Below are 24473 nucleotides of genomic sequence, written 5' to 3'. Positions count from 1 at the left end.
TCACAAGCGAAATTAGGCTTGAGTTTGGGTGTGTACGTATTCTGTTAGTTGCACCGCCATATTATAATGTAAAAACGGTGTCATCAAGTAAATGCCTTTGAAATGCTTAATTGCACAATCTAGTAACTCTTGCGCAATTTTCACACCTTCTGCACGACCAATCTCTCCTTCAAGACCTGCCATACGAGCTCGCACTGCATCTGAAAGTTGAATACCTGGTACTTCGTTATGAAGGTATTCAGCATTTCGACCATTTGCTAAAGGCATAATACCAATGAATATTGGAACGGATAAGTGCTTTGTTGATTCAGCAATACGTTCAATTAATCCAACATCATAAACAGGCTGTGTCATAATATAGTCCGCACCTGCTGCTATTTTCTTCTCCAATCGCTGTACTGCCTTATCTAAATGTTTCACATTAGGATTGAAAGCAGCACCTACTACAAAATTAGCCCTTTGCTTAAGCGGTTTACCTGAAAAAGCTACACCATCATTAAGCTGCTTTGTCATACGAATTAATTCAAATGAAGTCATATCATAGACTGAACTAGAATCTGGCAGATCACCAAAACGGGCAGGATCTCCTGTAACCGCTAGTACATGATCAATTCCAAGAGCATCTAATCCCATTAGATGTGATTGTGTACCGATAAGATTACGATCACGACATGCAATATGAATTAGTGGAGTGATACCTATCTGTTCTTGAACGAGTGCGGCTAGTGCAAGATTACTCATTCTAGTGACAGCAAGCGAATTATCTGCCATCGTAATGGCATCTACTTCGATTTCTTTCAGAGCCGCGGCTCCTTCCATAAACTTCGAGATATCAAGATCACGAGGTGGATCAAGCTCAACGATAACCGTATGACGCTCTTTCACTTTATCGAGAATCGTCTGTTCATTACGACGAGCAGTTCCCCATGTGAATTTTGAAGGAGAATTAGAAGTAGCTGCATTATTAGATTTTTTCACTAATACATTCAGCGCTTCAACGGGAACAGGTACATAATCTTCAAGAGCATCTGCCATTGCTTTCACATGATTAGGTGTAGTACCGCAACATCCACCAATAATATGTGCTCCGCGATCTGCAAACTTCGTTGCCATAGACGCAAAATAGTCTGGTCCAGCTGTATATTCGTATTTCCCATCAACAAAACTTGCTGCACCTGCATTTGGATAAACGGAATAAGGTAGATCCGTCTTATTATCAATACTATCTAATAATTTAAGTATGCCATTTGGTCCTGTTCTACAATTGAAACCAATAACATCTGCACCCTCTTGTTTCAACTGAACAAAAGCTTCTTCCAGCGTATAACCATCAACCGTTCTTCCAGAATCCTCAGCCGCAAATTGGCAAATGATCGGAATATTACTTTCTTCTCTTGCGATACGTACTGCAAGCTTGATCTCTTCTAGATCATAAAAAGTTTCAAATAGTAGTCCATCCACGTTTTCAGATAAAAGTGCATGAATTTGTTCATGAAGTGCGTTAGTTAACGTTAACGTTCTAACATTTCCTCGTTTACCATCACGGATTGAACCAACAGTTCCTACTACGAAAGCTTTATCCCCTGCAGCTTGTCTAGCGAGTCGAACAGCTGCACGATTAATCTCATCTACTTGATCCTCAATACCATAACGTGCAAATTTGACACGATTGGCTTGATATGTATTCGTCTGAATCACTTGTGCACCTGCATCAACATATTGCTGGTGTACAGAAAGAACAACTTCTGGCTTTAGCACATTATATTGTTCATATGGAACGCCAATAGGGAACCCCATTTTATACAAAAAGGTTCCCATAGCTCCATCGCCGACTAAAATACGCTGTTTTAGCGCATCTCTGAAATTCAAATCCATTTCTGCAACGCCACCTATATCACTCTACTCGAACGTACCTCGGAATACATCTTCGGCAGGTCCTGTCATATATACATGATTATCGCTTGAATTCCATTCAATGTAAAGGTCTCCACCTTTCAAAGAAATGGTAGCTTCACGATCAGTGACACCACGTAAAGCAGATGCTACAAGAGTAGCACATGCCCCAGTACCGCATGCTAATGTAGGTCCAGCACCACGTTCCCACACGCGCATTTCAATATGTGAACGATTATAAACCGTTATAAATTCAACATTAATTTTTTTAGGAAATAGTTCATGAGTTTCTAGAATTGGGCCAATAACCGAATAATCTAGTGTAGCAGCATCCTCAACCGGGATTACACAATGTGGATTACCCATAGATACAGCGGTAAATGTAAACTGTTGTCCATTCACTTCGATTGGCTGCTCAATGATGTGATCACTATCAATTGTAGTTGGTATCGTTAGACCGTGTAAGATCGGAGCTCCCATATCTACACGAACTTTTTCAACCATACCATCATTAACCATTAATTGTACTTTTTGTACACCCGCACCTAAAGTCTCAATTGTTATTTCTTCGGAATCAGTCAAATTGTTATCATATACGTATTTGGATACGCAACGAATCGCATTACCGCATTGTTCTGCTTCTGTACCATCGGAATTCATAATTCGCATACGAAAATCTGCTTTGTCAGAAGGTAATATATATACAAGACCGTCTGCTCCAATCCCGAAGTAACGGTTACATATTTGTAGCGCTAATTCAGAAGCATTCTCAGGCAATTGTTGCTCCCCATATACGATTACAAAATCATTTCCTAGTCCATGCATTTTAGTGAATTCCATATTTCTCTCTCCTCGCCATCGCGTTGTTCTATGTGTCATTAAGCATATCGAATGACGAGAGAGATGAGAATTGATGATCTGTACTAATATTTGCACAATTATTCAATTAAGCAGCCTTGGCAGCTGAATTCCATTTGTTACTTTTTTTCTTAGATTTGTTTCCACTCATTACACTTCCCACTCCGAAGAAAACAGAAGGAATAGCAGCAGCTACAACGACAAGACTCCACTCACGTAAACCGATCGGAACTGTATTGAAGATAGGCTGTAATGGTGTAATATACATAACGCCAAGCATTAAGATAAGGGAAGATAATACAGCTAACAACAGATATTTATTTTGCAGTAGATTACGATGGAAAATCGAGCGTGAACTTCTGCAATCAAATACGTGGATAAGTTGAGCAATAACGAGTGTAGCAAAAGCAACAGTTTGAGCTTTAACAAGATCACCCTCTTGCAACGTTACCCAAAAAGCAGCAAGTGTACATACTCCGATCAATATTCCTCGACTAATAATTTTCCAACCTAAGCGACGTGAGAATATATTTTCTTTTGCCTTACGTGGACGATGTTTCATGAGATCATTTTCTGCCTGATCTACTCCTAACGCCATCGCTGGTAACCCATCCGTCACAAGATTAACCCATAGAATCTGAATTGGTACAAGCGGTAATGGAAGTCCTGCCATCATCGCCAAGAACATCACAAGTATTTCACCCACATTGGATGCTAGTAGATAACGAATGAATTTCCGGATATTTTCATAGATGCCCCTACCTTCTTCAATGGCGGCAACGATAGTAGAGAAATTATCATCACTTAAAATAAGAGATGATGCTTCCTTCGTAACATCTGTACCGTTAATCCCCATTGCAATGCCAATATCTGCAGCTTTAATTGCAGGTGCATCATTAACCCCATCACCAGTCATCGCGACGACATGACCTTTTCGTTGCAATGCACGAACGATTCGCAACTTGTGCTCAGGAGAGACACGGGCATAAACATAAATATTTTCTACACGTTTGTCGAGTTCGTCATCACTTAACGCTTCAAGTTGACGTCCAGAGATCGATTCGCCGCCTCGCGGAATTATCCCTAATGAACCAGCTATTGCTTCTGCAGTAAGCTGATGATCGCCTGTAATCATTACTGTCTTGATGCCAGCCGCTCGGCATGTAGAAATCGCATCTTTCACTTCGGCTCGTGGCGGATCAATCATACCTGTTAAACCAACGAAGATAAGACTACGTTCTGCATCTTCTACTTGTTCGCATCGATCGTAACTAGATAGTTCACGATACGCCATCGCAAGTACGCGAAGTGCTGATTTACCCATCTGTTCATAGGCAGAAGCACATTTTTGACGTAACGCAGGGGTTAAACTAATGACTTTCCCTTGCCACAAAATATGTGAACATTGTTCTAATAAAACATCGGGTGCACCTTTTGCTGCGACAATTCTACCACCTTGATGTGATAGCACAACCGACATTAGCTTACGTTCGGAATCAAACGGAAATTCTTTGACCCTTGTATATAATGCTTCCAACATTTTCGCTGGAGATCCCAGTTTTGTAGCAAGTACGGACAGAGCACCTTCGGTTGGATCTCCGTTAAGTAACCATTCCTCTTGTTCTACTTGATTTTTCCCTTTTCGCTCTATATTTTCATTTTGAACGAGCCTCGCATTATTACATAGCGCACTAATTTGTAGCAATCGTTTAATTGAATTGTCATGACGAGTATCTACTTCACGACCATTCTCGAATAGCGCACCATTAGGTACATATCCATGACCTGTTACAGACAAAGCACGATCGCTTAGCCATACATTCGTGACAGTCATTTTGTTCTGAGTAAGTGTGCCTGTCTTATCAGAACAAATAACAGATGCACAGCCTAATGTTTCTACCGAAGGTAGTTTACGTACGATTGCTTTACGTTTGATCATACGCTGTACACCTAATGCCAATGCGACAGTAACGATTGCAGGTAACCCCTCAGGAATAGCAGCAACGGCTAAGCTAACCCCTGCCAGGAACATTCCGTAAGCTGGCTGTCCATGCATAATTCCTGCTACGACAACCATTAAAGTAAGTGCAATGGCTACGGCGATTAATATTTTCCCTAGTTGTTCCAGTCGATGCTGCAGTGGAGTTTGCATTTCTTCTGTTGATTGTATCAAGTTCGCTATTTTACCCATTTCAGTTGCCATACCTGTGCGAATTACGATCCCTATTGCTGTACCACGTGTAACTAAAGTGCCCATAAAGCCAACATTTCGTTGATCCCCTAGTGGAAGATCCGCTTCACGTAGCGAACTCTCATGCTTTGACACTGGGATGGACTCACCAGTAAGCGCTGATTCTTCTACATAACAATTGTTCGCCTCAAGAAAACGAATATCTGCTGGTACGCGATCTCCACTTTCAATTAGCACAATATCGCCAACAACTACCTCTTTCGCCGCGATCGATATTTGCTTCCCATCACGCAATACTTTAGCCATTGGTGCAGACATTTCTTTTAATGCTAATAAAGAACGCTCAGCTCGATACTCTTGAACAAAGCCAAGCACTGCATTAATAACAATAATAGTAACAATCGTTATCGCGTCTAAATATTCGCCAAGAAGGCCAGATATTAGCGTAGCCCCCATCAGTACTAACACCATAAAATCTTTAAATTGGTTCAAAAACAGATGAATTGGCGATACTTTTACGCCCTCTGCTAGCTCGTTCAACCCATTTTGTGACAATCGCTCAGTGACAGTATCCTGACTTAAGCCGCGTACTTCCGAGCTTTCTAGTGCTTCAGTAAGCTCTTCACGATTTAATTGATGCCATAGAATTTGACTCATTCTCTGCTTCCCTCCTGTATTTGTCCATTTTGCTAGACAACCTTTCTAACGTAAATGTATTCGGACAACTTATAAAATATCCCTAAAGCACTTAAGTTTTCACAAAAGTTATGGCATGATAGAGATATGAAATAGTAAAGTGAGGTTTACAGCTATGGCTTTGGATGGATTAGTAACAAAATCAATTGTGGACGAGCTTCAAGCTTGTGTAGGCGCAAGAATCCTTAAAATACATCAACCTACGAGCCATGAGCTTGTATTTAGCGTACGTGGCAATGGTGTACAAGGTAAGTTGTTGCTTTCTGCCAACCCTACTTACCCGCGTGTACATTGGACAACAGCCCAATATAGCAATCCGCTAGAAGCACCTATGTTCTGTATGCTTATGCGTAAATATTGTGAAGGTGGTGTAATTGAAGCCGTCTCGCAAGTTACTCGTGAGCGAATCATTCATCTAGATATTCGTCATCGAGATGAAGTTGGTGACACTTCCTTCAAACGGATCATTATTGAAATTATGGGTCGTCACAGTAATATCATTCTTGTTGATCCAAATACAGGAAATATTCATGATGGAATTCATCACGTTACACCAGCACTAAGTAGTTATCGTATCGTAATGCCAGGCAGTAGCTATACTTCGCCACCTGAGCAGCATAAAATTGATCCACTTACGGTGAATAGCTATGCTCAGTTCGAAGAAATTCTTTTGTCTCACAATGAGGAATTAACAACTGACAATTGCTTAACAAGTAAGCAGTTAGTTAATAGCTTTAGTGGATTAAGTCCATTATTAGCCAAAGAACTAATTTATCGCGGATTAACAGGTGAGTATGAAGAGTGGTTACCCGCTGAACAACGTCCAATGTTGCTTGGAGGTTCATTGGAAATTGAAGATTGGCAAGCATTATGGCAAAGCTTCAACCAATTACAGCAACAAGTTCAAGAGAAGCAGTATCACCCGATCATTATTAGAAATGAGCAGACCAGTAAACCCGCCTTCTCTATCACAGCACTTACTCATATTGCAGGTGAGCATTCTACGTACAGCACAATTAGTGAATGTCTAGAAGCTTTCTATGGCGACAAAGCAGAGCGCGATACGGTTAAGCAGCGTGCTAGTGATCTCATTCGTTTTGTTCAGAACGAGAAAGCGAAGAATATAACGAAGTTAACTAAACTTGAAGCAACATTAACGGAAGCCAAGGATTCAGACCGTTTCCGTATTATTGGAGAGTTGTTAACAACTTATATGCATCAGATGAACCGTGGAGATACTTTCGTCGAAGTAGTCAATTATTACGATGAAGATCAAGCAACCGTTAAGATTGAGTTAGATCCTCAACAAACACCTTCTGAAAATGCTCAGCGTTATTTCAAGCGCTATAGTAAACAAAAAAACAGTCAAATTGTTGTATTAGAACAAATGGAAATAACGGGGCGAGAAATTGAGTATTTCAACAATATTTTGCAACAACTTGAAATCGCAGCAATTGGCGACATTGAAGAAATTCGCGAAGAGCTTGTAAGTGGTGGATATCTACGTGAACGTGTCCGTAGAGGACCTAAAAAGAAGAAAAATGCGAAGCCAAAACTACTTTGCTACACTTCATCAGAAGGTATTGAAATTTTTGTAGGTAAGAACAATTTACAAAATGAGTACGTGACAAACAAACTAGCTAGTTCGAACGATACTTGGCTACATACGAAAGATATTCCTGGTTCTCATGTCGTTATTCGTAGTACTGAGTTTGGAGATCCAACGTTAGAAGAAGCTGCTATGCTGTCTGCTCATTATTCGCAAGCGAAATCCTCTAGTCTCGTACCAGTAGACTACACACTAATTCGTCATGTGAAAAAACCAAGTGGTTCAAAACCTGGTTTCGTCATCTACGATCATCAGAAAACTGTATTTATTACTCCTGATGAAGCGAGATTAAAAGCTTTACCTCAAGTTATAAAATAAGGAACTAACCAAAAACAGGCATGTACGTCCTCACTTCCGTGGAGACATACATGCCTGTTTCATTATGAAAGATTATTGCATTCGCGACCTATGAAGTAAATAGATCTGGTCGTACACTTCCATAGACGTACTTACACTGCCTAATTGACCATGAATTTGAGTACCCTGTTCATCAATACCATGGAAATCTGATCCTGCTGTCATTAGCAAGTTGTATCGTTTAGCTAACGATTGGTAGTATTCTATTTGGTCTGGTGTATGATCGGAGTGATTAACTTCCACTCCGTCTACTCCAGCTTGTAACAATTGTTCGACTAGCGCATCGTTGTGATAGATGCCAGGATGTGCAAGAATTGCCACTCCACCAGCCTCCTTAATCCATTGATAGGCATCTGATGGATGAATTCGTAATGGTTGCACATAGGCTTTCCCATGCTCTCCAAGATACTGATCAAACGCTTCTTGCTTATTGTTCACATACCCTTTATTAATAAGAATTTGCGCAAAATGAGGTCTGCCAATAGATCCATGGGCATCACCGGCAATCTCAATCACTTCTTGCCATGTTATAACTATTCCAAGTTCATTCAACTTCGCAAGTAACATCTCATTACGACTTTCACGTGTGGCTCCTAATTGGATAAGGCGCTGTTGCCAAAGTTCATCGTCATTATTCGTGAAATAACCTAACACATGTATTTCTTGTCCATCAGCGACGGTACTAATTTCTATTCCAGGTAACAACTTAATATGAAATTGTTCAGCCGCTATTAGCGCTTCTTTAACCCCTGCGGTTGTATCATGATCTGTTATCGCTACCGCAGCTAACCCTAATTGCGCTGCCATTGCTACAATTTCTGTAGGTGAAAATAATCCATCTGAAGCAGTCGTATGAACATGCATATCTATAGTAGTTTGAATTATAGCCATTGACTTAAGTCCCTCTCTCTTAGAAAGTTCAAAAACGTGACTGCCGAAATAGGCAATAAAGATGATTTCAAATACACGGAATAAAATTGACGCTTAAACGTTACATTCTCAATAGGTAATGTTTTAATAAGTCCAAGAGCAACTTCATGCTTCACAGAAGATATCGATAAGAATGATATACCTAGTCCTGCTTCTACGGCTGATTTGATTGCCCCTGTGCTTCCTAGTTCCATAACAATTTTTAATTGCAGAGGATCAAAGCCATTAGCAATGAGTTTATCTTCCATAACTTGCCTTGTTCCTGAACCTTGTTCACGTAGTATAAATGGATATTGTAGTACATCCTCAAGTTGCAATTTTTCCAAATCTGCAAGTGGGTGATCGCTTGGTACAACAAGGACCAACTCATCTTCCATCACTGCTTCAATATGCATATCAGGATGCTGAATTGGTGCTTCGATAATTGCAAAATTAAGTTGATGATTCTCGATTTCCTCAATAAGATGAGTCGTATTCATAACCTTCATACTAATACCGATATGAGGAAATTCCTTACCGAAAGGTCCTAACCAGCGTGGGAGAATAGACTCACCAATCGTTAAGCTTGCCCCTAATTGCAAACGACCTTTCAGTTGTTTCGTAAAACTAGACATCACCATATCTGTATCTCTGATCAAATCAATACTCTTCTTAGCGTAGGGTAACAGTACTTTTCCCGCTTCAGTTAACTCAATTTTTTTCGTAGAGCGCATAAATAACTTTGTACCAAAATATTCTTCGAGAGATTGGATTTGCATCGTTACCGCTGGCTGAGTCATATATAAAGTTTGGGCTGCGGCAGAGAAACTACCTCGATCCGCAACGGTATGGAAAATATGTAATTGATGAAAATTTAAGGCCATGTCTTTCCCACCTTTCTACTGTTGCCATTATACAACAACTTCCAAAATATTATAATACATAGGTTTCGTTACTTTAGTCCTGATCTCTCAATATAAATCATTAGTTAGCCAAAAGAGGCTACTATTCAAGATCAGTGACCTTGAATAGTAGCCTCTTCTTAACATACATGTCTCGTATTGGTGTAGCATTATTTTTAAGGGACATTCGTAATTAGTTACTTGTCATTATGTAATTACTGAATAAAAACAGTTGCGATTGATCATCTTATCGTTCTACTATTTTTTAATAAATTCATTTTCCGATTATGTCTTAACCAAGTGTAATATGACTTTAAATCTCTAAGTTGTACAACTTCGGATAAATGACCGAGAAAAGTAATGACATGCATACGATGCAAGGGATTACCTAATATATCTTTGTCATGATCAGATTCAGTAAAATCCGCAATAAACACAAGATCATCATCAATGATATAGGCTTCTTCTTCCCCTTGGTAATACATCTTGATAGCTGATCGTCTCAAGCTATCCCACATATAATCTGCGATATGTTGCATTCCAACAGGTGATAGATTGACGCGTTCTTTCCAACGTTTCTCAGCATGCGTTGTAATATGAATGTCTGCCACTTTTTTTGTACCAAGCTCAATATAAAAAGTTTCATATGTACTCCAACGCCTTGTCCGCTTCTCTCTCATATTATGCTCCTCCTTGGACTAGGTATTAAAGCCTATATCTATATTCCTATATTAACATGTTTGGGTGAATTTTCCAACAAATACACATGAAGATCAAATTAATTACTATATACCGAAAAAAAAATATGGAAATATATTCTATTTATAACTTAAAAGTAATTTTCTGATGAAACTAAAAAAGGATAGCATCTGCTACCCCTAATAAGTGTTTTATGAATTTAAAGAGCCCATTAATTAACTGACTAACCGGCAACTTATCAATTGACTAACTTTGCTATTAAAAACGAAAAAGAACTGAGAAAAGGTAGTAAAAACTACATTTGCCTCAGTTCCTTGTCATACCTTCACATACTAAATGCTGTATGCTCTAGTTTTATCTTCAACATCTTTACTGTATTCTGTTGGAATCTCATTACGATAAGATCTTTCGATCTTTTTAACATAAGCAAGTCGATGAAGTTGCTTGAGTTGCTCTTCCGCTTTGTCAGCATTCATATACAACACAACATAATGTAGCTTACGGGACATATAATGAACTGTACCGAAACGTTCCAATCCTCTAGCTGCCTTCATATCGCTAACCCATATAATAAAACCTGTACGCTCTGGTAACATTGGTTATGATTCCTCCCAAAACTTTTCATTGCCTTCTCGATTCACTACTAGAGCAAATGAAAAGTACTTCGAAAGCTTATACTTCATTTTTCAATATAAAGGATTTAGCCGCAACCACCGCTACCGCAGCTACAAGAACCACCACTACCGCAGCCACCGCCTGCTCCAGCGCCTTTTTCATTGCTTGGTACTTTAATAGTTTCCGAAACAGCTCTTGCAATTGTCGTAGCTACTTCATGCAATAGTTCATCCAACTGCTGCTCTTGCTCTTTGAATTGTCGTACGCAAGCAATTGCTTGCAACTTCGCTTCGACTTCCTTCACTTTATCTTTTGCTTCATGATAATTGGGATGGAATCTTCCAAAACGTTGACATTCTTCAAAAAGTTCTTTAGCTTTGTTGAACTCACGTTGTATTTCTTTCACTTCTGTATTGTTAGCTACTTCAGATTGCCAATATAAATAATTAGCAACTGGAGCGGAATCAATAATAGTGTCACCAAGCTCATATGCTTTCAGAAGTAACGACGCCATATCTAACGTTGCTATTTCTGGTTCAGTCGCAACTGCTTGTACTTGATCATACATCGGCATCATACCACCTTTTCATATTGCTATAACTATACATTATCATAATCAGCAATGTACGCCAATAGAAATCACAAAACTGTAGCTATATGTAATTTAATACCTTGCCAATCATTGAGCTGTTCGAGTTGCAGTTCATCGCTTTGCTGACGATCAAATACTCCCTCTACTACCCACTTATCATCAACTTCTAACATTCGGTTCGGATGGAAATATAACAATTCCCCTTCTTTTTTAATTTGCAAAGATAATTGATGATTTATAGCTAATTGTACAATTTGTTTGCTAGTAGAGTAATGGTATTGACGACATTCTGTCATCCAACTAGTCGTAATTGAACCATATTCTTGCATAGTAAGTAGCTCATACCGTTCCTCATGTTCTAATAACGGTTCGTCTAACACTAGATTGGTTGTCGCTAACCACTTACCCCATTGTTCAATTGGCCGCAAGAGGTGTAATGCATCTCTAAACACCACTTCCATATGAAGTAAAGAACAATTTGTAACCTTTTTCTCATTCTTACTCGTCATTAAACTCGGTACGGTCACCTTATCTTGATTAACTTCGAATAATTCACTAGACATGTTAACTCGCTGCCTAGACTCCTCATAAGTCGTTCGCGCAGCTTGTAGCATATGTATAACAATTTGCGGTAAATCATGATCACAGCTTTGCCCTAGCCATTGCTTTATTTGATCTAATGGATATCCAGTTGTTAGAGCTTTGACTAAGCTCTGTAATGTTAATTTATATACAATAATCTCTTGCTCACTGATCCGCTCAGCAATCTGTTCAAGGAGCCATAGCTGTCGGTAGGAAGTTCCTGGCATAACGATTATTTCACCGTTGTCTTGAATCGCAAGTTGAGATTGACTATGCAATGCAAAAATATGACGTTGTACAAACATACGAGTACCGTATTCTGAATTTTTCTCTGAAAGAGTTGTCAACCACCCTGAAGTTCGCCACATAGACAATAACAGTTGCAACTCATATGAAGGAGCATGAATCTCATACCATAAACCAGCATTACAAGTCATAAGTTCACTAATTGTTACAGCAGTAGATTCATAATAGGGTTGAACGAGAAAGAACTCACACATCCATTGCATATGTAAAGCCTCTCGTTGCCATTCATGAAGTAGGAGCCACTCGTTAATATGAGACATGTTCAATTTTAAACCTACATCGGTTTCCTCAACTAATTGCAAGGCATAAGCTAATTCCAAAAAAAACATCAGATTAGCACCATAAGTTTGTTTGCGAAGATGTGGAAGATGATCTCGTAAAAACTCATTATCTATAGAAGCGCTAAGTGCTGTTAACTTCTCTCTTGTTAACTTTGCTAGCTCTCCTTTCTTCGTGTAACTTAAATCCAACTTATTCATTGCAAGTAATATATACATTAATGTTTTTCCCAGTGGTATCATATTTCCTTGGTCAACAGTATAGTATGCGATATTTAGATCTCTAGATTGCTTCCAATATTGAAATTCTTGATTTATAGTACTGCGCCAATTATGAAAAACAGGATATGGCATTTGCCACATATGACCTTTCCATGGATGTTTTCTACATTGTATAACACCAAATTCTGCTAAGGAGAGTAAAGAAAATAACGCTTGTTGTCCTGATATATGCAATTGAATTTTCATGGCGTTGATCAGTTGTTCTTGTTCTGTAACGGTGTTCCCCTTATTTTGTAACAACCATTGTAGTACCAATTCATCATAGTCATTGAGTTGTTCTTTCACGAAAAGAATGATTTGGGGTTCAACAATTGCTTGCTCCCAGATCCATTCCTGACTAAATGGCTTCAGTAACTGATGATTCATATATTTCGCCTGAACACCACGATCTAATTTTCCACGCCAAGTGTGCATATTCATTCACTTAACACCTCATGCTGTGATATACATTGATACTGATAACCTTGTTCAAGCATAAACATCCCTCTCTTCAAAGCAAACTCTGTTTCTTTGGTCTCCTCTGTTACTAATGTATAGAACCATGCTTCATTCAGAGTATGCTTAGGTCGTAAGAGACGTCCGATTCGTTGTGCTTCTTCTTGCCTTGATCCAAAGCTTCCTGAAACTTGTATAGCAACACACGCATCAGGTAAATCTACAGCTAGATTAGCAATTCTAGATACAATTAGAATAGGACATTCTCCACTACGGAATTTAGCATATAGCGCTTCTCGTTCGACTTGCCTTGTGCTTCCACTAAGCATCGGAACGTTAAGCGCAGATGCGATTTCTTCTAGTTGTGATATATATTGACCAATAATTAAAGTTGGTTTGTCACGATGTTGCTGTAGTAGTTCCTTAACAATCGTTAGTTTACCGGGATTGACAGCCGCTATTCTCAGTCGTGTTCGAGGTTGTGCATATAGGTATGCTTCACGATACTCTTTGGCTAATGACACTCTAATTTCAGTGCAATGTACTTTCGCGATATAAGACTGTTCTTCTGCTTTCTTCCATTGCATGTCGAAAAGCTTCGGGCCAACTAAAGAAAAAACATCATGAGCACAACCATCCTCACGAATTAATGTAGCGGTTAGACCAAGTCTTCTCGTCGCTTGAATCGTCGCCGTCATACGAAAAATAGGCGCAGGTAATAATTGAACCTCATCATAAATAATAAGTCCCCAATCCCGCTCGGAAAATAATTTCATATGTAAGTATTGATCTGATGATGGTTGTCTATGGGTAAGTATCGTGTAAGTAGCTATCGTGATTTCTAATACTTCTCGTTGCTTACCGCCATATATACCAATCCGCTTAGGATCAATATTGGTCTTTTCAATTAATTCTTGTCGCCATTGATTGGCTGAAGTTACACTAGACGTAACGATGAGCGTCGCAGATTGTAAACTTGCGATAATACCAATACCAGTTATTGTTTTTCCTGTGCCACAAGGTAATACAATTACGCCGCTGCCACCTAATTTGTCACGATGAAAAGCAGCAATCGCTTTACGTTGATAATCTCGCAATTGGAAATGTTGACCTTTCGAAGTTTTCTCTAGCAATTCAATTGATAAAGTTTCACCTTCGTGATATCCAACAAGATCAGTCACTGCATATCCTGCACGAGCTAGTTCTTGCTTAACAAATCCACGACTTTCCCGCTTCAATATCCACTCTGTATCTCTTGTCTTCGACACAATCCAATCTAGAATATAATTATGATGAGCAAGCTCACTCATAATCTCTGAGTCACCTTGCAGCAATAACTGTTGGTCGATATATTGTAGTTGTAATCTACCAAAACGATTTAGCCATAATTGAAGCTTCTGATGTGCCATAATAGGAATTGTTCCTTTTACATACATGCGAAGAATATCAAGAATACGCTCACTCTTCATCCCAAGTGTCAGCGCGTTCCATAAAGTAATAGCTGTCACTTCATACACTTCATATTGTCCCATTACTTTAATAAGTTCTGTAAAAGGCTGTATTTGTTTTTGAACTTCAACTGCATAGATAGAACGACTATCCAGTAAGATTGAAAGATCGCTTTGTACAATTATTGCCTCTTTTGTGAGCAAATAAAACCCTCCTTGTAACTAGCTTTATAGCTACAGTATGAAAGATTGTTGCACTTTTTATGCTCTATTACCTAGTCATTTGCTGGAAACATATATTTTTTACTGCTAATTATGGTATAATAGATAAAATAATCGTTTAATTATTCACGATTTTCTACATTTTGGAGGATATTCTTTATATGAGAAATTTGAATTACGTTGGGCTTTGCCTAGCTTTTATGCTTTTGGCAGCATGCTCCGCACTCCCGGCTACGACTTCAAATGTAATAAAAGAGAATACCTGGTTTCCAGTCGGCAAAATATTAAACAATGACTCCTTTGAAATTTTATTAGGCGATCATATTGAACAAGTAACCTTTCTTTCTCTTGATGTTACCAACATTAACGATGAAGCATTCGGAACGGATATTCATCAATATATTTCTGATCAACTCCTTGCCTCCGAACAAGTGATGTTAAGTTTTGATACAGAAATGCGAAAGGAAAATGGCCAATTACAAGCCATTGTTCAGCTGCAAGATGGAACAATACTGAATGAAAAGTTGTTAGAACTCGGTTATGCCAAATTACTAATTGTCGAACCAAACATTAAGATGGAAAACGTTTATAAACAGATCGAACAACAAGCTAAAGGTAATCATACTGGAGTTTGGATTAACGCGGAAGAAACGAGTAATGAAGATGTTACGATCAAAGAAACGCGTTACACAGGCATCTCATTAGCGATAAATAAGCGAGAACAAAAAGCAATCATCTCTAATCATACCTTGACTGAAATTGATTTAAGCCATTGGAAACTTTTGAGTGTTACAGGTAATCAAACTTACATTTTTGAAGAGTTTATATTAGAGCCAGGTGAAAAAATTACGATTTACGCTACTGAAAATCAAAAATCAAAAGATCTCTATTCTTATTATTGGGGTAGTGATGACGTGTGGGATCTTTCCCAAAAAGAAAGTGCAGAGTTGTATAACACAAAAAATGAGCTGATTGCAGAATGGGAAGAATAAACTTCCCACTACAATCAGCTTTTTTATTGCGCATATTGCTCAGCGACATGAACTAGCATTCTTATCGCATGTTTCATCGCACGTTCATCAATATCGAACTTAGCATGATGATGAGCATATGTTGCTTGGCATTCTTCATTACCAGCGCCAACGAACATAAAACATCCAGGTACTTCTTTCAAATAATAAGAGAAATCTTCTGCAATCATAATCGGCTCTGCCACGATAACGTTATCTGCACCAATAACTTCTCTTGCCACTGATAACACACGATTAGCCTCTGTTTCATCGTTAATAACTGAAGGATAACCTTTTTTGAGATTATATGAATATGTTGCTCCATACATATTACAAGTTGTCATTAATATATTTTCTAACTTGTCATGAATTAATGCTCTCGTTGGTTCATCAAAAGTTCGAATCGTCCCTTTAATTCCACAACGCTCAGCAATAATATTATTGGCATGACCAGCTTGGAAAGAACCTACCGTTACAACTGCAGGATTCATTGGATTGACACTACGACTAACTATCGTTTGCAATGATTGAACGAATTGAGTTCCTACTACAATCGTGTCTACAGTGTCATGCGGCATGCCACCATGGCCTCCAAGCCCTTGAATATCGATATAGAAATCATCAACTGCACTCATAAAGTTACCAGCGCGGGTGGACACTTTACCGTACGGCAATGGAGTCCACAGATGCACTCCGTATACGACATCCACTCCTCGTAATACACCTTCAGCGATCATCGGTGCTGCGCCGCCTGGAGCAACCTCTTCAGCAGGTTGAAATAATAATCTTCTTTCACCCTTCAGCTTATCGGTATGCTGCGTATAAAATTCAGCAATTGCTAATAAAGTAGCTGTATGACCATCATGGCCACATGCATGCATCACATTAGGCACTTTTGAAGCATAAGCGACTGTTTTTTCATCTTGGATGGGTAGACCGTCCATATCAGCACGCAAAGCTACTGTAGGGCCATTGTGAGCGCCAACAATAGATACAATTAGTCCATTGCTTTGCGTACATCTCTGCACATGACAACCCATTTCTTCTAATTTCTTTTGAATCCATGCGGAAGTTTTCGTCTCTTGAAATGATAACTCTGGATTTTCATGAAGATAACGACGCCAGTGCACTGCTTTCTCATATATGTTTTCAATATGTGGCTCCAAATGTGCAATAATGTTCATGGTGTTACCTCCTGATTTTACTACCTTTTACTATAAAATATCTCATCATATAGTGTAACAGAAAATATGCTTTTGGGTAACCGTTTAACAAAGCAACAAGAGGTAATACTCATTTTAATAGGTTTGATACGCAGCAGAAGTCGGCATCTGTTGCTTTTTGTCTATGAGTAATACTTGCACTAGAACTGGAAACATACTATCATTATGAAAGATAACAACAGTTCTATATGATGAAGCCTTTTAATTTATTACGCTACATTAATACTAAAAAGTTTTTCTAAAAGCTATGCATGATCTTCACTAGTCTAACTTTGCTACTTTTCTTTCATGAGAAGTAACATCGAAATATTATGAAAAGTTTTGGGAGGAAATTATATGATTATCGAAAACTCCGGTCTTAATGGACTAACTAGCGAATTAGGGTATTTAGATGAAGCTGCTGAGAAAGCTGGATTTGTACGCTGGCAGTGGGAATACTATCGCGCTACATACGATTTGAAAATTTCTGACAAAGAAACTGATGCAGATTACTACGTGCGAGTAAGCACTCGTGCAATTGAAGGAAAACTAGAAAATCCACATGCTGTACTTAACATTGAAGACGTATATATCGGACGAGCTACTTTCCCACATGGTCTTGATTATGAGTCTCCTATTCCGAAAAATGTGCTTACTATTGCTGATAAAGGCCTGAGCCAATTGAAAGCATCATTAAGCTAATAATGAGGTAACTATATGAAAGCTCCGCAAAAAAAAAGCAAGGGTAGACCAGATTTTCTACTTCTTATAATGACCTTAATTCTAGTCGGTTTTGGACTAGTTATGGTGTTTAGCGCGAGCTCAGGTATTGCTGTTGTATCTCCCGTATACGACAACGACGCACTATATTTCACAAAACGCCAGCTCGTCTTTGCTGCTCTAGGGATAGTCGGAATGTTCTTCCTAATGAACATACCATTCCGAAAACTTGGAAAACTACAAATATTACTATTTATACCAGTAATAATTATGCTAGCAATTGTTCCATTTATTGGAACGGAACTTAACGGTGCACGAAGTTGGTTCGGATTTGCTGGTCTAGGAATACAGCCAACAGAATTCGCCAAGCTATCACTGATTCTGTATCTAGGTGCGCTAATTGCCAAAAAGGGTGAAAAATTCCGTTCCTTCAAGCGTGGATTAGTACCCGTACTTATCATTGTTGCTTTCGTATGTGCACTTATAATGATGCAACCTGACTTAGGTGCTTGTATCATTATAGTTAGCTGTGCGGCAATGATGATTTGGGCCGGAGGCGCAAATTTAAAGCAACTCTTTTTCACTTCTGTTATTGGAGTCGCCGTTCTTACGCCAATGGTTGCAATATCCTATTTGATTGACCCAGCTAGTTGGCGATATCGTATTGCTCGTTTCACTTCTTTCAAAGATCCTCTCGCTTATGCTCAAGGTGATGCATGGCAGCTTGTCTCATCCCTGCAAGCATTAGGGCATGGTGGTATTGCAGGAGCTGGATTCGGTGAAAGTGTGCAAAAGCTCCACTATTTGCAATATGCTTATAACGATTTCATATTCGCAATTATTGCAGAGGAACTCGGTTTTATCGGTGCTGCTCTATTTATTTTATTCTACCTCGTATTTATTTGGAGAGGGTTACTTGTTGCTGTTCGCTGTCCAGATACATTTGGAATGGTTACAGGTGTTGGGATCGTAGGATTACTTGCTTTCCAAGCATTTATTAATATCGGTGGGGTTACTGGTGCAATTCCGCTTACAGGGGTTACATTACCATTCATTAGTTATGGCGGTTCTTCCTTGCTTGTTACCTTAATGTGTATGGGTGTGTTACTCAGTATTTCAAGAGAATATTATAAAGTGCTGCACAAAACTACGATTACTTCTACAACAACGAAAAAAACGACTGCACCGTCCTTTGATTAAAGGACAGGCAGTCGTTTTTATAATCTATTTATTTCAAACGCATAACTACTTCTTCTTGTTCCTCTTCTTTGAAGGCTACGCCTTCAACTTTTACATTCACTTCAACGACTTGAAGTCCTGTCATATTAGAAACCGCTTCTCGAACGTTCAATTGCAGTTGACGACTTACCTCTTGAATAGGAATACCATAATGAACGATAATACGTAAATCAATGGCTGCTTCTAATTGCCCTACTTCTACACTAACACCTTTTTGGACATTCTTACCACTAAGACGTTTGGCAAGGCCTTCAGAGATCCCACCAGACATCGCTGCGATTCCAGGAGTCTCGAGCGCCGCAAGTCCCGCTATTGTAGCTACTACATCATCAGAAATACGAATTACACCAGTTTGAAGTTCTTCGGTCATGTCATTCACTCCTCAATATGCCATATATGTACATTGTAAAGGATATAGAATCCTTTATCAAGGTTATTCAATTGAAAACAGGATACATTTGGCAGTTTTAAGTAGTTTCACAAAAACTTCATCATTTTTATAGATAATCTTACAATTTTAATTACAATATAAAAAGACAATCTCTATAGAGATTGTCCCTTCTGATCTAGTGCCTCATATAATACCGCCAAATTACGTTCAAGACGACTTAAAATATCTTTACCATCATTATTATTAACTAACCCAATACGAACTGCAAAGTCAACTTCACGTGAGAACCCATACATTTGGGTGTCAAGTACTTCTTCATATAGGGGACACTGACGGGTAGTAAGATTCGCCATCTGAACTTCTATTAGCTTCTCTATTTTAGCTGCATCTTCTTGCAGAAGACGTAGTGCTCGTTCATTTAAAAATTCAGTATTCTCTAGTGCAGACATCGAATCCCTCCTTCACTGCTTCTCGAACAACTTATACTCTCTTTATATTAGTCGAAAATCAATTATAGTACAAGGATAAAGTCATTATATATATAAAAAAGCACTTCTTCGTGGGAAGAAGTGCCCTTTCCATTTTATTACTCAGTTATAATTGTTACATTCAAGTTATGTTTTGCGAAAACATCTGCCATAGCTACTTTAGCTTCAGCTGCATCAGGACCATGAACATGCAGTTCATAAGCGTGACCGCCAACTAAAGTTGTAAATAGACCTAGAATACTTTTAACATCGATGTATTTACTTTCTGCTTGTAGTACGATTGAAGAAGTGAATTTGCCTGCTGCTTGAGAAATTTCAACAATTGCGGCGTTATTAGACATGGGAGATCCCTCCATAATAGTAATAAGGTTTTTCAGTTACAATCATACCTTGAAACGCAACTTCCTTCAAGTAGTTTCCATAATAATTCAAATAAACTTATTACGAAATCAGATGTTCAGCATTTAATGCCAGTAGATCATCGACAACAAATTGCCCATCTTTTCTAATTAATTCTCCATCAAAGTAGATTTCTCCGCCACCATACTCTGGACGTTGTATTAATACAAGATCCCAATGAATAGAGCTATTATTATTACCGTTGTTACATTCTTCGTAACATTGGCCTGGAGTAAAGTGTAAGCTTCCTGCTATCTTCTCATCGAATAAAATATCATTCATTGGATTCAAGATGTACGGATTAAAACCTATCGCAAATTCTCCAATGTAACGCGCATCTTCGTCTGTATCGAGTATTTGATTCAGTTTATCAGTCTGATCTCCGGCTTCGGCTCCAACGATTTTCCCATTCTCAAATGTTAATTTAATATTTTGGAATGTCGTTCCTGAGTATACTGTCGGTGTATTATAATGAATCGTTCCTTGGACAGAATCTCTCACTGGTGCTGAGAAAACCTCCCCATCTGGTATATTACGATGACCTGAACATTTTTTAGCTCCTATACCTTTAATAGAGAATGAAAGATCAGTGCCTGGTGATACAATTCGTACTTGATCCGTTGTTTTCATCCGCTCAAATAATGGTTCCATTGCTAGTTCCATTTTTGCATAATCAAGATTACATACATTGAAATAGAAATCTTCGAATGACTCCGTATTCATTTGCGCTAATTGTGCCATAGATGCATTTGGATAACGTAATATAACCCATTTCGTTTTCTTAACTCGTTGTTCCATATGTACTTTCGTACGATGAATTTGTTCGTACCATTTCATCTTTTCCGCCGGAACACCTTGAAGCTCATTTACATTATTACCTGCACGTACACCAATATATCCATCCATTTTTTTCATGCGAGCTAGATCTAGCTCTGCCCAAAGTGTTATTTGTTCTTCTGTTGCATGTTGTAAAAGCGTTCGCAGAACAGAACGATCGCTCAATTCAACAAATGGATGACCTCCGCGAGCTGCGACTTCTTCGATTAAACATTTAACGAGTTCAGTCTCTTCGCCGATCATCTCAATCAAAATATTCTCGCCTTGTTGTACATTGATTGAATATTGCACTAAATTTTGTGCTAAACGTTTCAATCTTGGATCCCTCATTGAAAAACCTCCTCGAACTTTCAACTAATTATTATATCAATTTCTATTACTACTTTATCACTTCAACATAACTTTTGCAGTAATGGAGTTAAGATTAACCTGCCTCTAGTCCATCCAAGTCAAATTTTATGTTAGTTTTACGATATTCATTAAGCGGTGATCCATTTTTCTTATAGTGTAGATCCACATACTCTTCCATCTTCAATGGCTTCGCTCTCAACTTATCAATCGTTATCGTATACTTCATGCTTACTTTAAGTTCTTTCAGCATCTCAGCTAGCGCTGCTTCAGCTTCACGAGCTTCCTGTTGAACGAGCTTCACATTGCTGCTACCCTCTTCTGCCGCACCAATGGCTTGTATTGTAACGCTAGTTAATTCTTGCTCTAATTGATCCTTCCAACGACTTGTAGCCGCCTCTTCGTCTGCAGTGACTTGAATAACTACGATACTTTGCTCTTGTTCTTTATCCAAACCTTCATAGACAATTTCAGCATTACTGTAATTCATCGCAATAAAATCCAGATCATTAACTGGATTACGCACAAGACTGTTCTTTTCTTTTACATATAATGCAATTTGTTTATGACTCTGTATTTCCCCTTCGAATGAGTACGGAGTTAACGCAATACCATCTGTAAAACCCATGGCAACCGAGCCATCAAAACGAAAGTCATCTTCAGCAGTGATGCCTGCATGTACAAGCTCCAACCAATCATCACCAGTTCTATTACCAGTGATTATGCTACATCCTTGTAATAGAACTGCACATAATATAATCGTTACTCTAATACGCCAATTAATTCTTCTCATGTTCAAATCACCCTCTCTTTAATGCTACGTTGTTAGAGTGACTCTTTCTCACTAATCTTATTCGATATTACAAACCAAAAAGTGGCTGAATATAAACTGCATCGTGCAGTTCATATTCAGCCACTCATAATTCAATATTAATAAAAATCAACATTATCCAATATTAATACGATTTCTACCATTCTTCTTTGACTCGTACAACGCCATATCTGCGCGATAGAAAAGTGATTCTACACTAATCTTATCTTGACCAGATTCCCACTCAGAAATTCCGCATGATACAGTAACTTTCGGATCCGTTTCATTCTCTACTCTAATTCTTACGCGCTCCGCAATTTGAATGGCACGTGAAGCATGGACATTTGGCAAATAGATCGCCAACTCTTCCCCACCCCATCTTGCTGCGATATCACCATTACGAATAGAAGAACGAATGATTGCACTAACTTGAATAAGAATACGATCACCTACTTGATGACCATACGTATCATTGACATTTTTGAAGAAATCTATATCAACAAGAATCAATGAACCTTGCGCGTCTGAACGTTGACGACGCTGGATTTGCTCGTTCAAATAATGACGTGCATGTAAATTTGTTAAATTATCAGTTATGACCATTTTTCGCATCTCAGCATGTAAAGAAGCATTCGTTACAGCTAAACCAATATGAGAACTCATAACTTGAAGCAATTTGTAATTATCATATGAGAAATGATTAGCATCTCGATGCGTAACAAGAATCACACCTACAACTTCACCTTCTACGAAAATAGGTGCTCCGATCAAGGAGCGAGAATTTGTATCATCCATTAATTCTGAGGATACAGGTTGTGTATTCCAATAATCAGAAGTAATCAACGCTTCTTTCGTACGGTACACAATCCCAGTAAATCCGTAATCAATAGAGTAGGTCTTTCCTACTAATGCTTCATGATTACTTGCTTTCATCTTGAACTCATTGCTCTCACGATCAAGTTGTAACACACAGCAGTAATCTGCTTCAAATATTTTCATCAACTCTGATGTTGCAAATTGGAATATTTCTTTAGAACGTAAAGATTGATTCAAACGCTTTGTCATGTCATTAATGATTTTCAATTCATTAATGAGTAAATTGGATTGCTCATACAACTTTGCATTCTCAAATGCAGAACCTGCAGTATCTGCAATTAACATAAATGCAGGCAAATCAGATTCATCCCAATGAGAATTTTTTATTTCAATACAAAGTACACCATAAGCAGCTTGCTTTCCATTCATCGGTATCGCTAGTTTGATATATCCATTCTGCTCACGATCAATGCAACACTTACCTTCCAAAAACGCTTCCGTCACAATATCATTCGCTGAGTTTCGAAATTCAAGAGGACGAACACGAGCATCACCTTCTAAGTGATCTTGTGAAAGATACAAATAAATTTCGGAATCTTGATAAAGATCCTCAAGACTATACAACACTTCACGAACGACACTTTCAGCATTGATCTGATCATATAATCGCTTAGAAATTAGAAATAAACGTTCACGGTGACTAGCTTCTTTGTCGATCAATGTTTTCTGGATCATAATTTCTTTCACAAATACACTTTCAAAGATACGATAAAAATGTACTCGGAAATGTTTCATATATGCTTCAAGTTCGATATCCGATATCGCTTGATCTACTTTCGTTGCATACACAAAAGTTGCAAAAGCAACAGAATCTCTTCTACGCTTAACAAGTATCGCGCTATATTGAATGTTCTCATAGTTGAATTGAATAAATTGTCCTTGCTCTAAACATAATTCTGCTGCACGACTCATTTGAGCATCTAACTGCAGCACGCTCACGGGTAACGATAACTCCGAATGATTACCAAAGTAACTATTCGCTTTAGTGTACAGTCTAAATATTCCAGACATACATAATTTCATGTCCTCAGCATCATCGTACCAAGACTTATAACTTTCAGTTAATAGTTCTGGAAGGTACGGTTCATCTGCATCATGGAAATCTTCATCTGCAAACCAAATTGTTGGTTTATTTAATCCAATAGTTCCGTCCATCATCACACACCCAACCCTTCCCTTGTAATTCCTAAGGAGATGAGCTTTCTCTTCCATATCATACTCTATTTTTGAGAACTTTGCACTAACAACCTTCAAAATATTAGGACTTTAGGCACTTAT

The 24473-nt window shown here is 38.5% G+C and carries 21 protein-coding genes; 4 read left to right on the top strand and 17 right to left on the bottom strand.

Translation table 11 applies throughout. The annotated features are described in order from the left end of the window. Positions 1-12: 12 nt before the first annotated feature. From NV377_RS13970 to NV377_RS13960, 3 genes are all read right to left on the bottom strand, one after another. Positions 13-1875, bottom strand: a complete 1863-nt coding sequence (locus tag NV377_RS13970; protein ID WP_258199529.1) for a bifunctional homocysteine S-methyltransferase/methylenetetrahydrofolate reductase — start codon at positions 1873-1875, stop codon at positions 13-15. A 24-nt stretch (positions 1876-1899) separates the two neighbouring features. After that, complete coding sequence (dapF, locus tag NV377_RS13965) at positions 1900-2733, bottom strand: diaminopimelate epimerase (RefSeq protein ID WP_258199528.1); 834 nt, start codon at positions 2731-2733, stop codon at positions 1900-1902. A 106-nt stretch (positions 2734-2839) separates the two neighbouring features. Continuing rightward, the gene (locus tag NV377_RS13960) at positions 2840-5599 is read right to left on the bottom strand and encodes a calcium-translocating P-type ATPase, SERCA-type (RefSeq protein WP_258199527.1); all 2760 of its coding nucleotides are present in this window, start codon (positions 5597-5599) and stop codon (positions 2840-2842) included. A gap of 154 nt (positions 5600-5753) precedes the next feature. On the opposite strand from NV377_RS13960, the gene NV377_RS13955 reads away from it, so the two are divergent. Then, entirely contained in the window at positions 5754-7565 is a 1812-nt protein-coding gene (locus NV377_RS13955; protein WP_258199526.1) for an Rqc2 family fibronectin-binding protein, read from the top strand. A 72-nt stretch (positions 7566-7637) separates the two neighbouring features. Here NV377_RS13955 and NV377_RS13950 read toward each other — a convergent pair whose 3' ends face one another. The 7 genes from NV377_RS13950 to NV377_RS13920 all read right to left on the bottom strand — a co-directional run bounded on the left by NV377_RS13950 (position 7638) and on the right by NV377_RS13920 (position 14856). Beyond that, entirely contained in the window at positions 7638-8495 is an 858-nt protein-coding gene (locus NV377_RS13950; protein ID WP_258199525.1) for a PHP domain-containing protein, read from the bottom strand. Beyond that, positions 8486-9397 carry a selenium metabolism-associated LysR family transcriptional regulator gene (locus NV377_RS13945; RefSeq protein ID WP_258199524.1) on the bottom strand — a complete coding sequence of 304 codons (912 nt, stop codon included), beginning with the start codon at positions 9395-9397 and terminating at the stop codon, positions 8486-8488. Before NV377_RS13945 ends, NV377_RS13950 begins: the two co-directional genes overlap by 10 nt. Positions 9398-9657: 260 nt before the next feature. Continuing rightward, positions 9658-10095, bottom strand: coding sequence for a hypothetical protein (locus NV377_RS13940; RefSeq protein WP_258199523.1), 438 nt, complete (start codon positions 10093-10095; stop codon positions 9658-9660). A gap of 351 nt (positions 10096-10446) precedes the next feature. Continuing rightward, a complete protein-coding gene (locus tag NV377_RS13935) occupies positions 10447-10710 on the bottom strand; it encodes a YlbG family protein (RefSeq protein WP_258199522.1) in 264 nt (87 codons plus the stop codon). Between the two features lie 104 nt (positions 10711-10814). Beyond that, on the bottom strand, positions 10815-11297 hold the full coding sequence (locus NV377_RS13930; RefSeq protein ID WP_373425785.1) for a YlbF/YmcA family competence regulator: 483 nt from the start codon (positions 11295-11297) through the stop codon (positions 10815-10817). Between the two features lie 71 nt (positions 11298-11368). Next, complete coding sequence (locus NV377_RS13925; RefSeq protein WP_258199521.1) at positions 11369-13189, bottom strand: helicase-associated domain-containing protein; 1821 nt, start codon at positions 13187-13189, stop codon at positions 11369-11371. Further along, positions 13186-14856: a DNA repair helicase XPB gene (locus NV377_RS13920; RefSeq protein WP_258199520.1), complete on the bottom strand. Its 1671-nt coding sequence runs from the start codon at positions 14854-14856 to the stop codon at positions 13186-13188. Before NV377_RS13920 ends, NV377_RS13925 begins: the two co-directional genes overlap by 4 nt. A gap of 179 nt (positions 14857-15035) precedes the next feature. Here NV377_RS13920 and NV377_RS13915 point away from each other — a divergent pair, with 179 nt between their 5' ends. Continuing rightward, complete coding sequence (locus tag NV377_RS13915) at positions 15036-15866, top strand: lamin tail domain-containing protein (protein WP_258199519.1); 831 nt, start codon at positions 15036-15038, stop codon at positions 15864-15866. Between the two features lie 23 nt (positions 15867-15889). Here NV377_RS13915 and NV377_RS13910 read toward each other — a convergent pair whose 3' ends face one another. Next, complete coding sequence (locus NV377_RS13910; RefSeq protein ID WP_258199518.1) at positions 15890-17068, bottom strand: amidohydrolase; 1179 nt, start codon at positions 17066-17068, stop codon at positions 15890-15892. A gap of 375 nt (positions 17069-17443) precedes the next feature. Here NV377_RS13910 and NV377_RS13905 point away from each other — a divergent pair, with 375 nt between their 5' ends. Beyond that, positions 17444-17788, top strand: coding sequence for a YugN family protein (locus NV377_RS13905; protein ID WP_258199517.1), 345 nt, complete (start codon positions 17444-17446; stop codon positions 17786-17788). A 15-nt stretch (positions 17789-17803) separates the two neighbouring features. Next, positions 17804-19006: a putative lipid II flippase FtsW gene (ftsW, locus tag NV377_RS13900; protein WP_258199516.1), complete on the top strand. Its 1203-nt coding sequence runs from the start codon at positions 17804-17806 to the stop codon at positions 19004-19006. A 28-nt stretch (positions 19007-19034) separates the two neighbouring features. Here ftsW and NV377_RS13895 read toward each other — a convergent pair whose 3' ends face one another. The 6 genes from NV377_RS13895 to NV377_RS13870 form a co-directional block, all read right to left on the bottom strand. Then, a complete protein-coding gene (locus NV377_RS13895) occupies positions 19035-19415 on the bottom strand; it encodes an Asp23/Gls24 family envelope stress response protein (protein WP_258199515.1) in 381 nt (126 codons plus the stop codon). A 173-nt stretch (positions 19416-19588) separates the two neighbouring features. Next, positions 19589-19885 carry an Fpa/YlaN family protein gene (locus NV377_RS13890; protein ID WP_258199514.1) on the bottom strand — a complete coding sequence of 99 codons (297 nt, stop codon included), beginning with the start codon at positions 19883-19885 and terminating at the stop codon, positions 19589-19591. Positions 19886-20022: 137 nt separating this feature from the next. Next, positions 20023-20265 (bottom strand): HPr family phosphocarrier protein, encoded by a 243-nt coding sequence (locus NV377_RS13885; protein ID WP_258199513.1) that lies wholly within the window; start codon positions 20263-20265, stop codon positions 20023-20025. A gap of 100 nt (positions 20266-20365) precedes the next feature. Continuing rightward, complete coding sequence (locus NV377_RS13880; RefSeq protein ID WP_258199512.1) at positions 20366-21490, bottom strand: aminopeptidase; 1125 nt, start codon at positions 21488-21490, stop codon at positions 20366-20368. Between the two features lie 94 nt (positions 21491-21584). Beyond that, on the bottom strand, positions 21585-22301 hold the full coding sequence (locus NV377_RS13875; protein WP_258199511.1) for a hypothetical protein: 717 nt from the start codon (positions 22299-22301) through the stop codon (positions 21585-21587). A gap of 153 nt (positions 22302-22454) precedes the next feature. Further along, positions 22455-24353 carry a sensor domain-containing diguanylate cyclase gene (locus NV377_RS13870; RefSeq protein ID WP_258199510.1) on the bottom strand — a complete coding sequence of 633 codons (1899 nt, stop codon included), beginning with the start codon at positions 24351-24353 and terminating at the stop codon, positions 22455-22457. Positions 24354-24473 lie beyond the last annotated feature (120 nt).

The sequence above is a fragment of the Paenibacillus endoradicis genome, from assembly GCF_024721975.1.
Note: the sequence above shows the minus strand (reverse complement) of the source record. Positions and strands in the feature narration are given on the sequence as shown.

Excerpts from the sequence above, each read along its gene's own strand:
- NV377_RS13960 (WP_258199527.1), bottom strand. The coding sequence starts at position 5,599 with ATGAGTCAAATTCTATGGCATCAATTAAATCGTGAAGAGCTTACTGAA.
- NV377_RS13895 (WP_258199515.1), bottom strand. The coding sequence starts at position 19,415 with ATGACCGAAGAACTTCAAACTGGTGTAATTCGTATTTCTGATGATGTA.
- NV377_RS13925 (WP_258199521.1), bottom strand. The coding sequence starts at position 13,189 with ATGAATATGCACACTTGGCGTGGAAAATTAGATCGTGGTGTTCAGGCG.
- NV377_RS13890 (WP_258199514.1), bottom strand. The coding sequence starts at position 19,885 with ATGTCTGCACTAGAGAATACTGAATTTTTAAATGAACGAGCACTACGT.
- NV377_RS13905 (WP_258199517.1), top strand. The coding sequence starts at position 17,444 with ATGATTATCGAAAACTCCGGTCTTAATGGACTAACTAGCGAATTAGGG.
- NV377_RS13910 (WP_258199518.1), bottom strand. The coding sequence starts at position 17,068 with ATGAACATTATTGCACATTTGGAGCCACATATTGAAAACATATATGAG.
- NV377_RS13950 (WP_258199525.1), bottom strand. The coding sequence starts at position 8,495 with ATGGCTATAATTCAAACTACTATAGATATGCATGTTCATACGACTGCT.
- NV377_RS13870 (WP_258199510.1), bottom strand. The coding sequence starts at position 24,353 with ATGATGGACGGAACTATTGGATTAAATAAACCAACAATTTGGTTTGCA.
- NV377_RS13885 (WP_258199513.1), bottom strand. The coding sequence starts at position 20,265 with ATGTCTAATAACGCCGCAATTGTTGAAATTTCTCAAGCAGCAGGCAAA.
- NV377_RS13940 (WP_258199523.1), bottom strand. The coding sequence starts at position 10,095 with ATGAGAGAGAAGCGGACAAGGCGTTGGAGTACATATGAAACTTTTTAT.
- NV377_RS13875 (WP_258199511.1), bottom strand. The coding sequence starts at position 22,301 with ATGAGAAGAATTAATTGGCGTATTAGAGTAACGATTATATTATGTGCA.
- NV377_RS13880 (WP_258199512.1), bottom strand. The coding sequence starts at position 21,490 with ATGAGGGATCCAAGATTGAAACGTTTAGCACAAAATTTAGTGCAATAT.
- dapF (WP_258199528.1), bottom strand. The coding sequence starts at position 2,733 with ATGGAATTCACTAAAATGCATGGACTAGGAAATGATTTTGTAATCGTA.
- NV377_RS13970 (WP_258199529.1), bottom strand. The coding sequence starts at position 1,875 with ATGGATTTGAATTTCAGAGATGCGCTAAAACAGCGTATTTTAGTCGGC.
- NV377_RS13955 (WP_258199526.1), top strand. The coding sequence starts at position 5,754 with ATGGCTTTGGATGGATTAGTAACAAAATCAATTGTGGACGAGCTTCAA.
- NV377_RS13945 (WP_258199524.1), bottom strand. The coding sequence starts at position 9,397 with ATGGCCTTAAATTTTCATCAATTACATATTTTCCATACCGTTGCGGAT.
- ftsW (WP_258199516.1), top strand. The coding sequence starts at position 17,804 with ATGAAAGCTCCGCAAAAAAAAAGCAAGGGTAGACCAGATTTTCTACTT.
- NV377_RS13930 (WP_373425785.1), bottom strand. The coding sequence starts at position 11,297 with ATGTATGATCAAGTACAAGCAGTTGCGACTGAACCAGAAATAGCAACG.
- NV377_RS13915 (WP_258199519.1), top strand. The coding sequence starts at position 15,036 with ATGAGAAATTTGAATTACGTTGGGCTTTGCCTAGCTTTTATGCTTTTG.
- NV377_RS13935 (WP_258199522.1), bottom strand. The coding sequence starts at position 10,710 with ATGTTACCAGAGCGTACAGGTTTTATTATATGGGTTAGCGATATGAAG.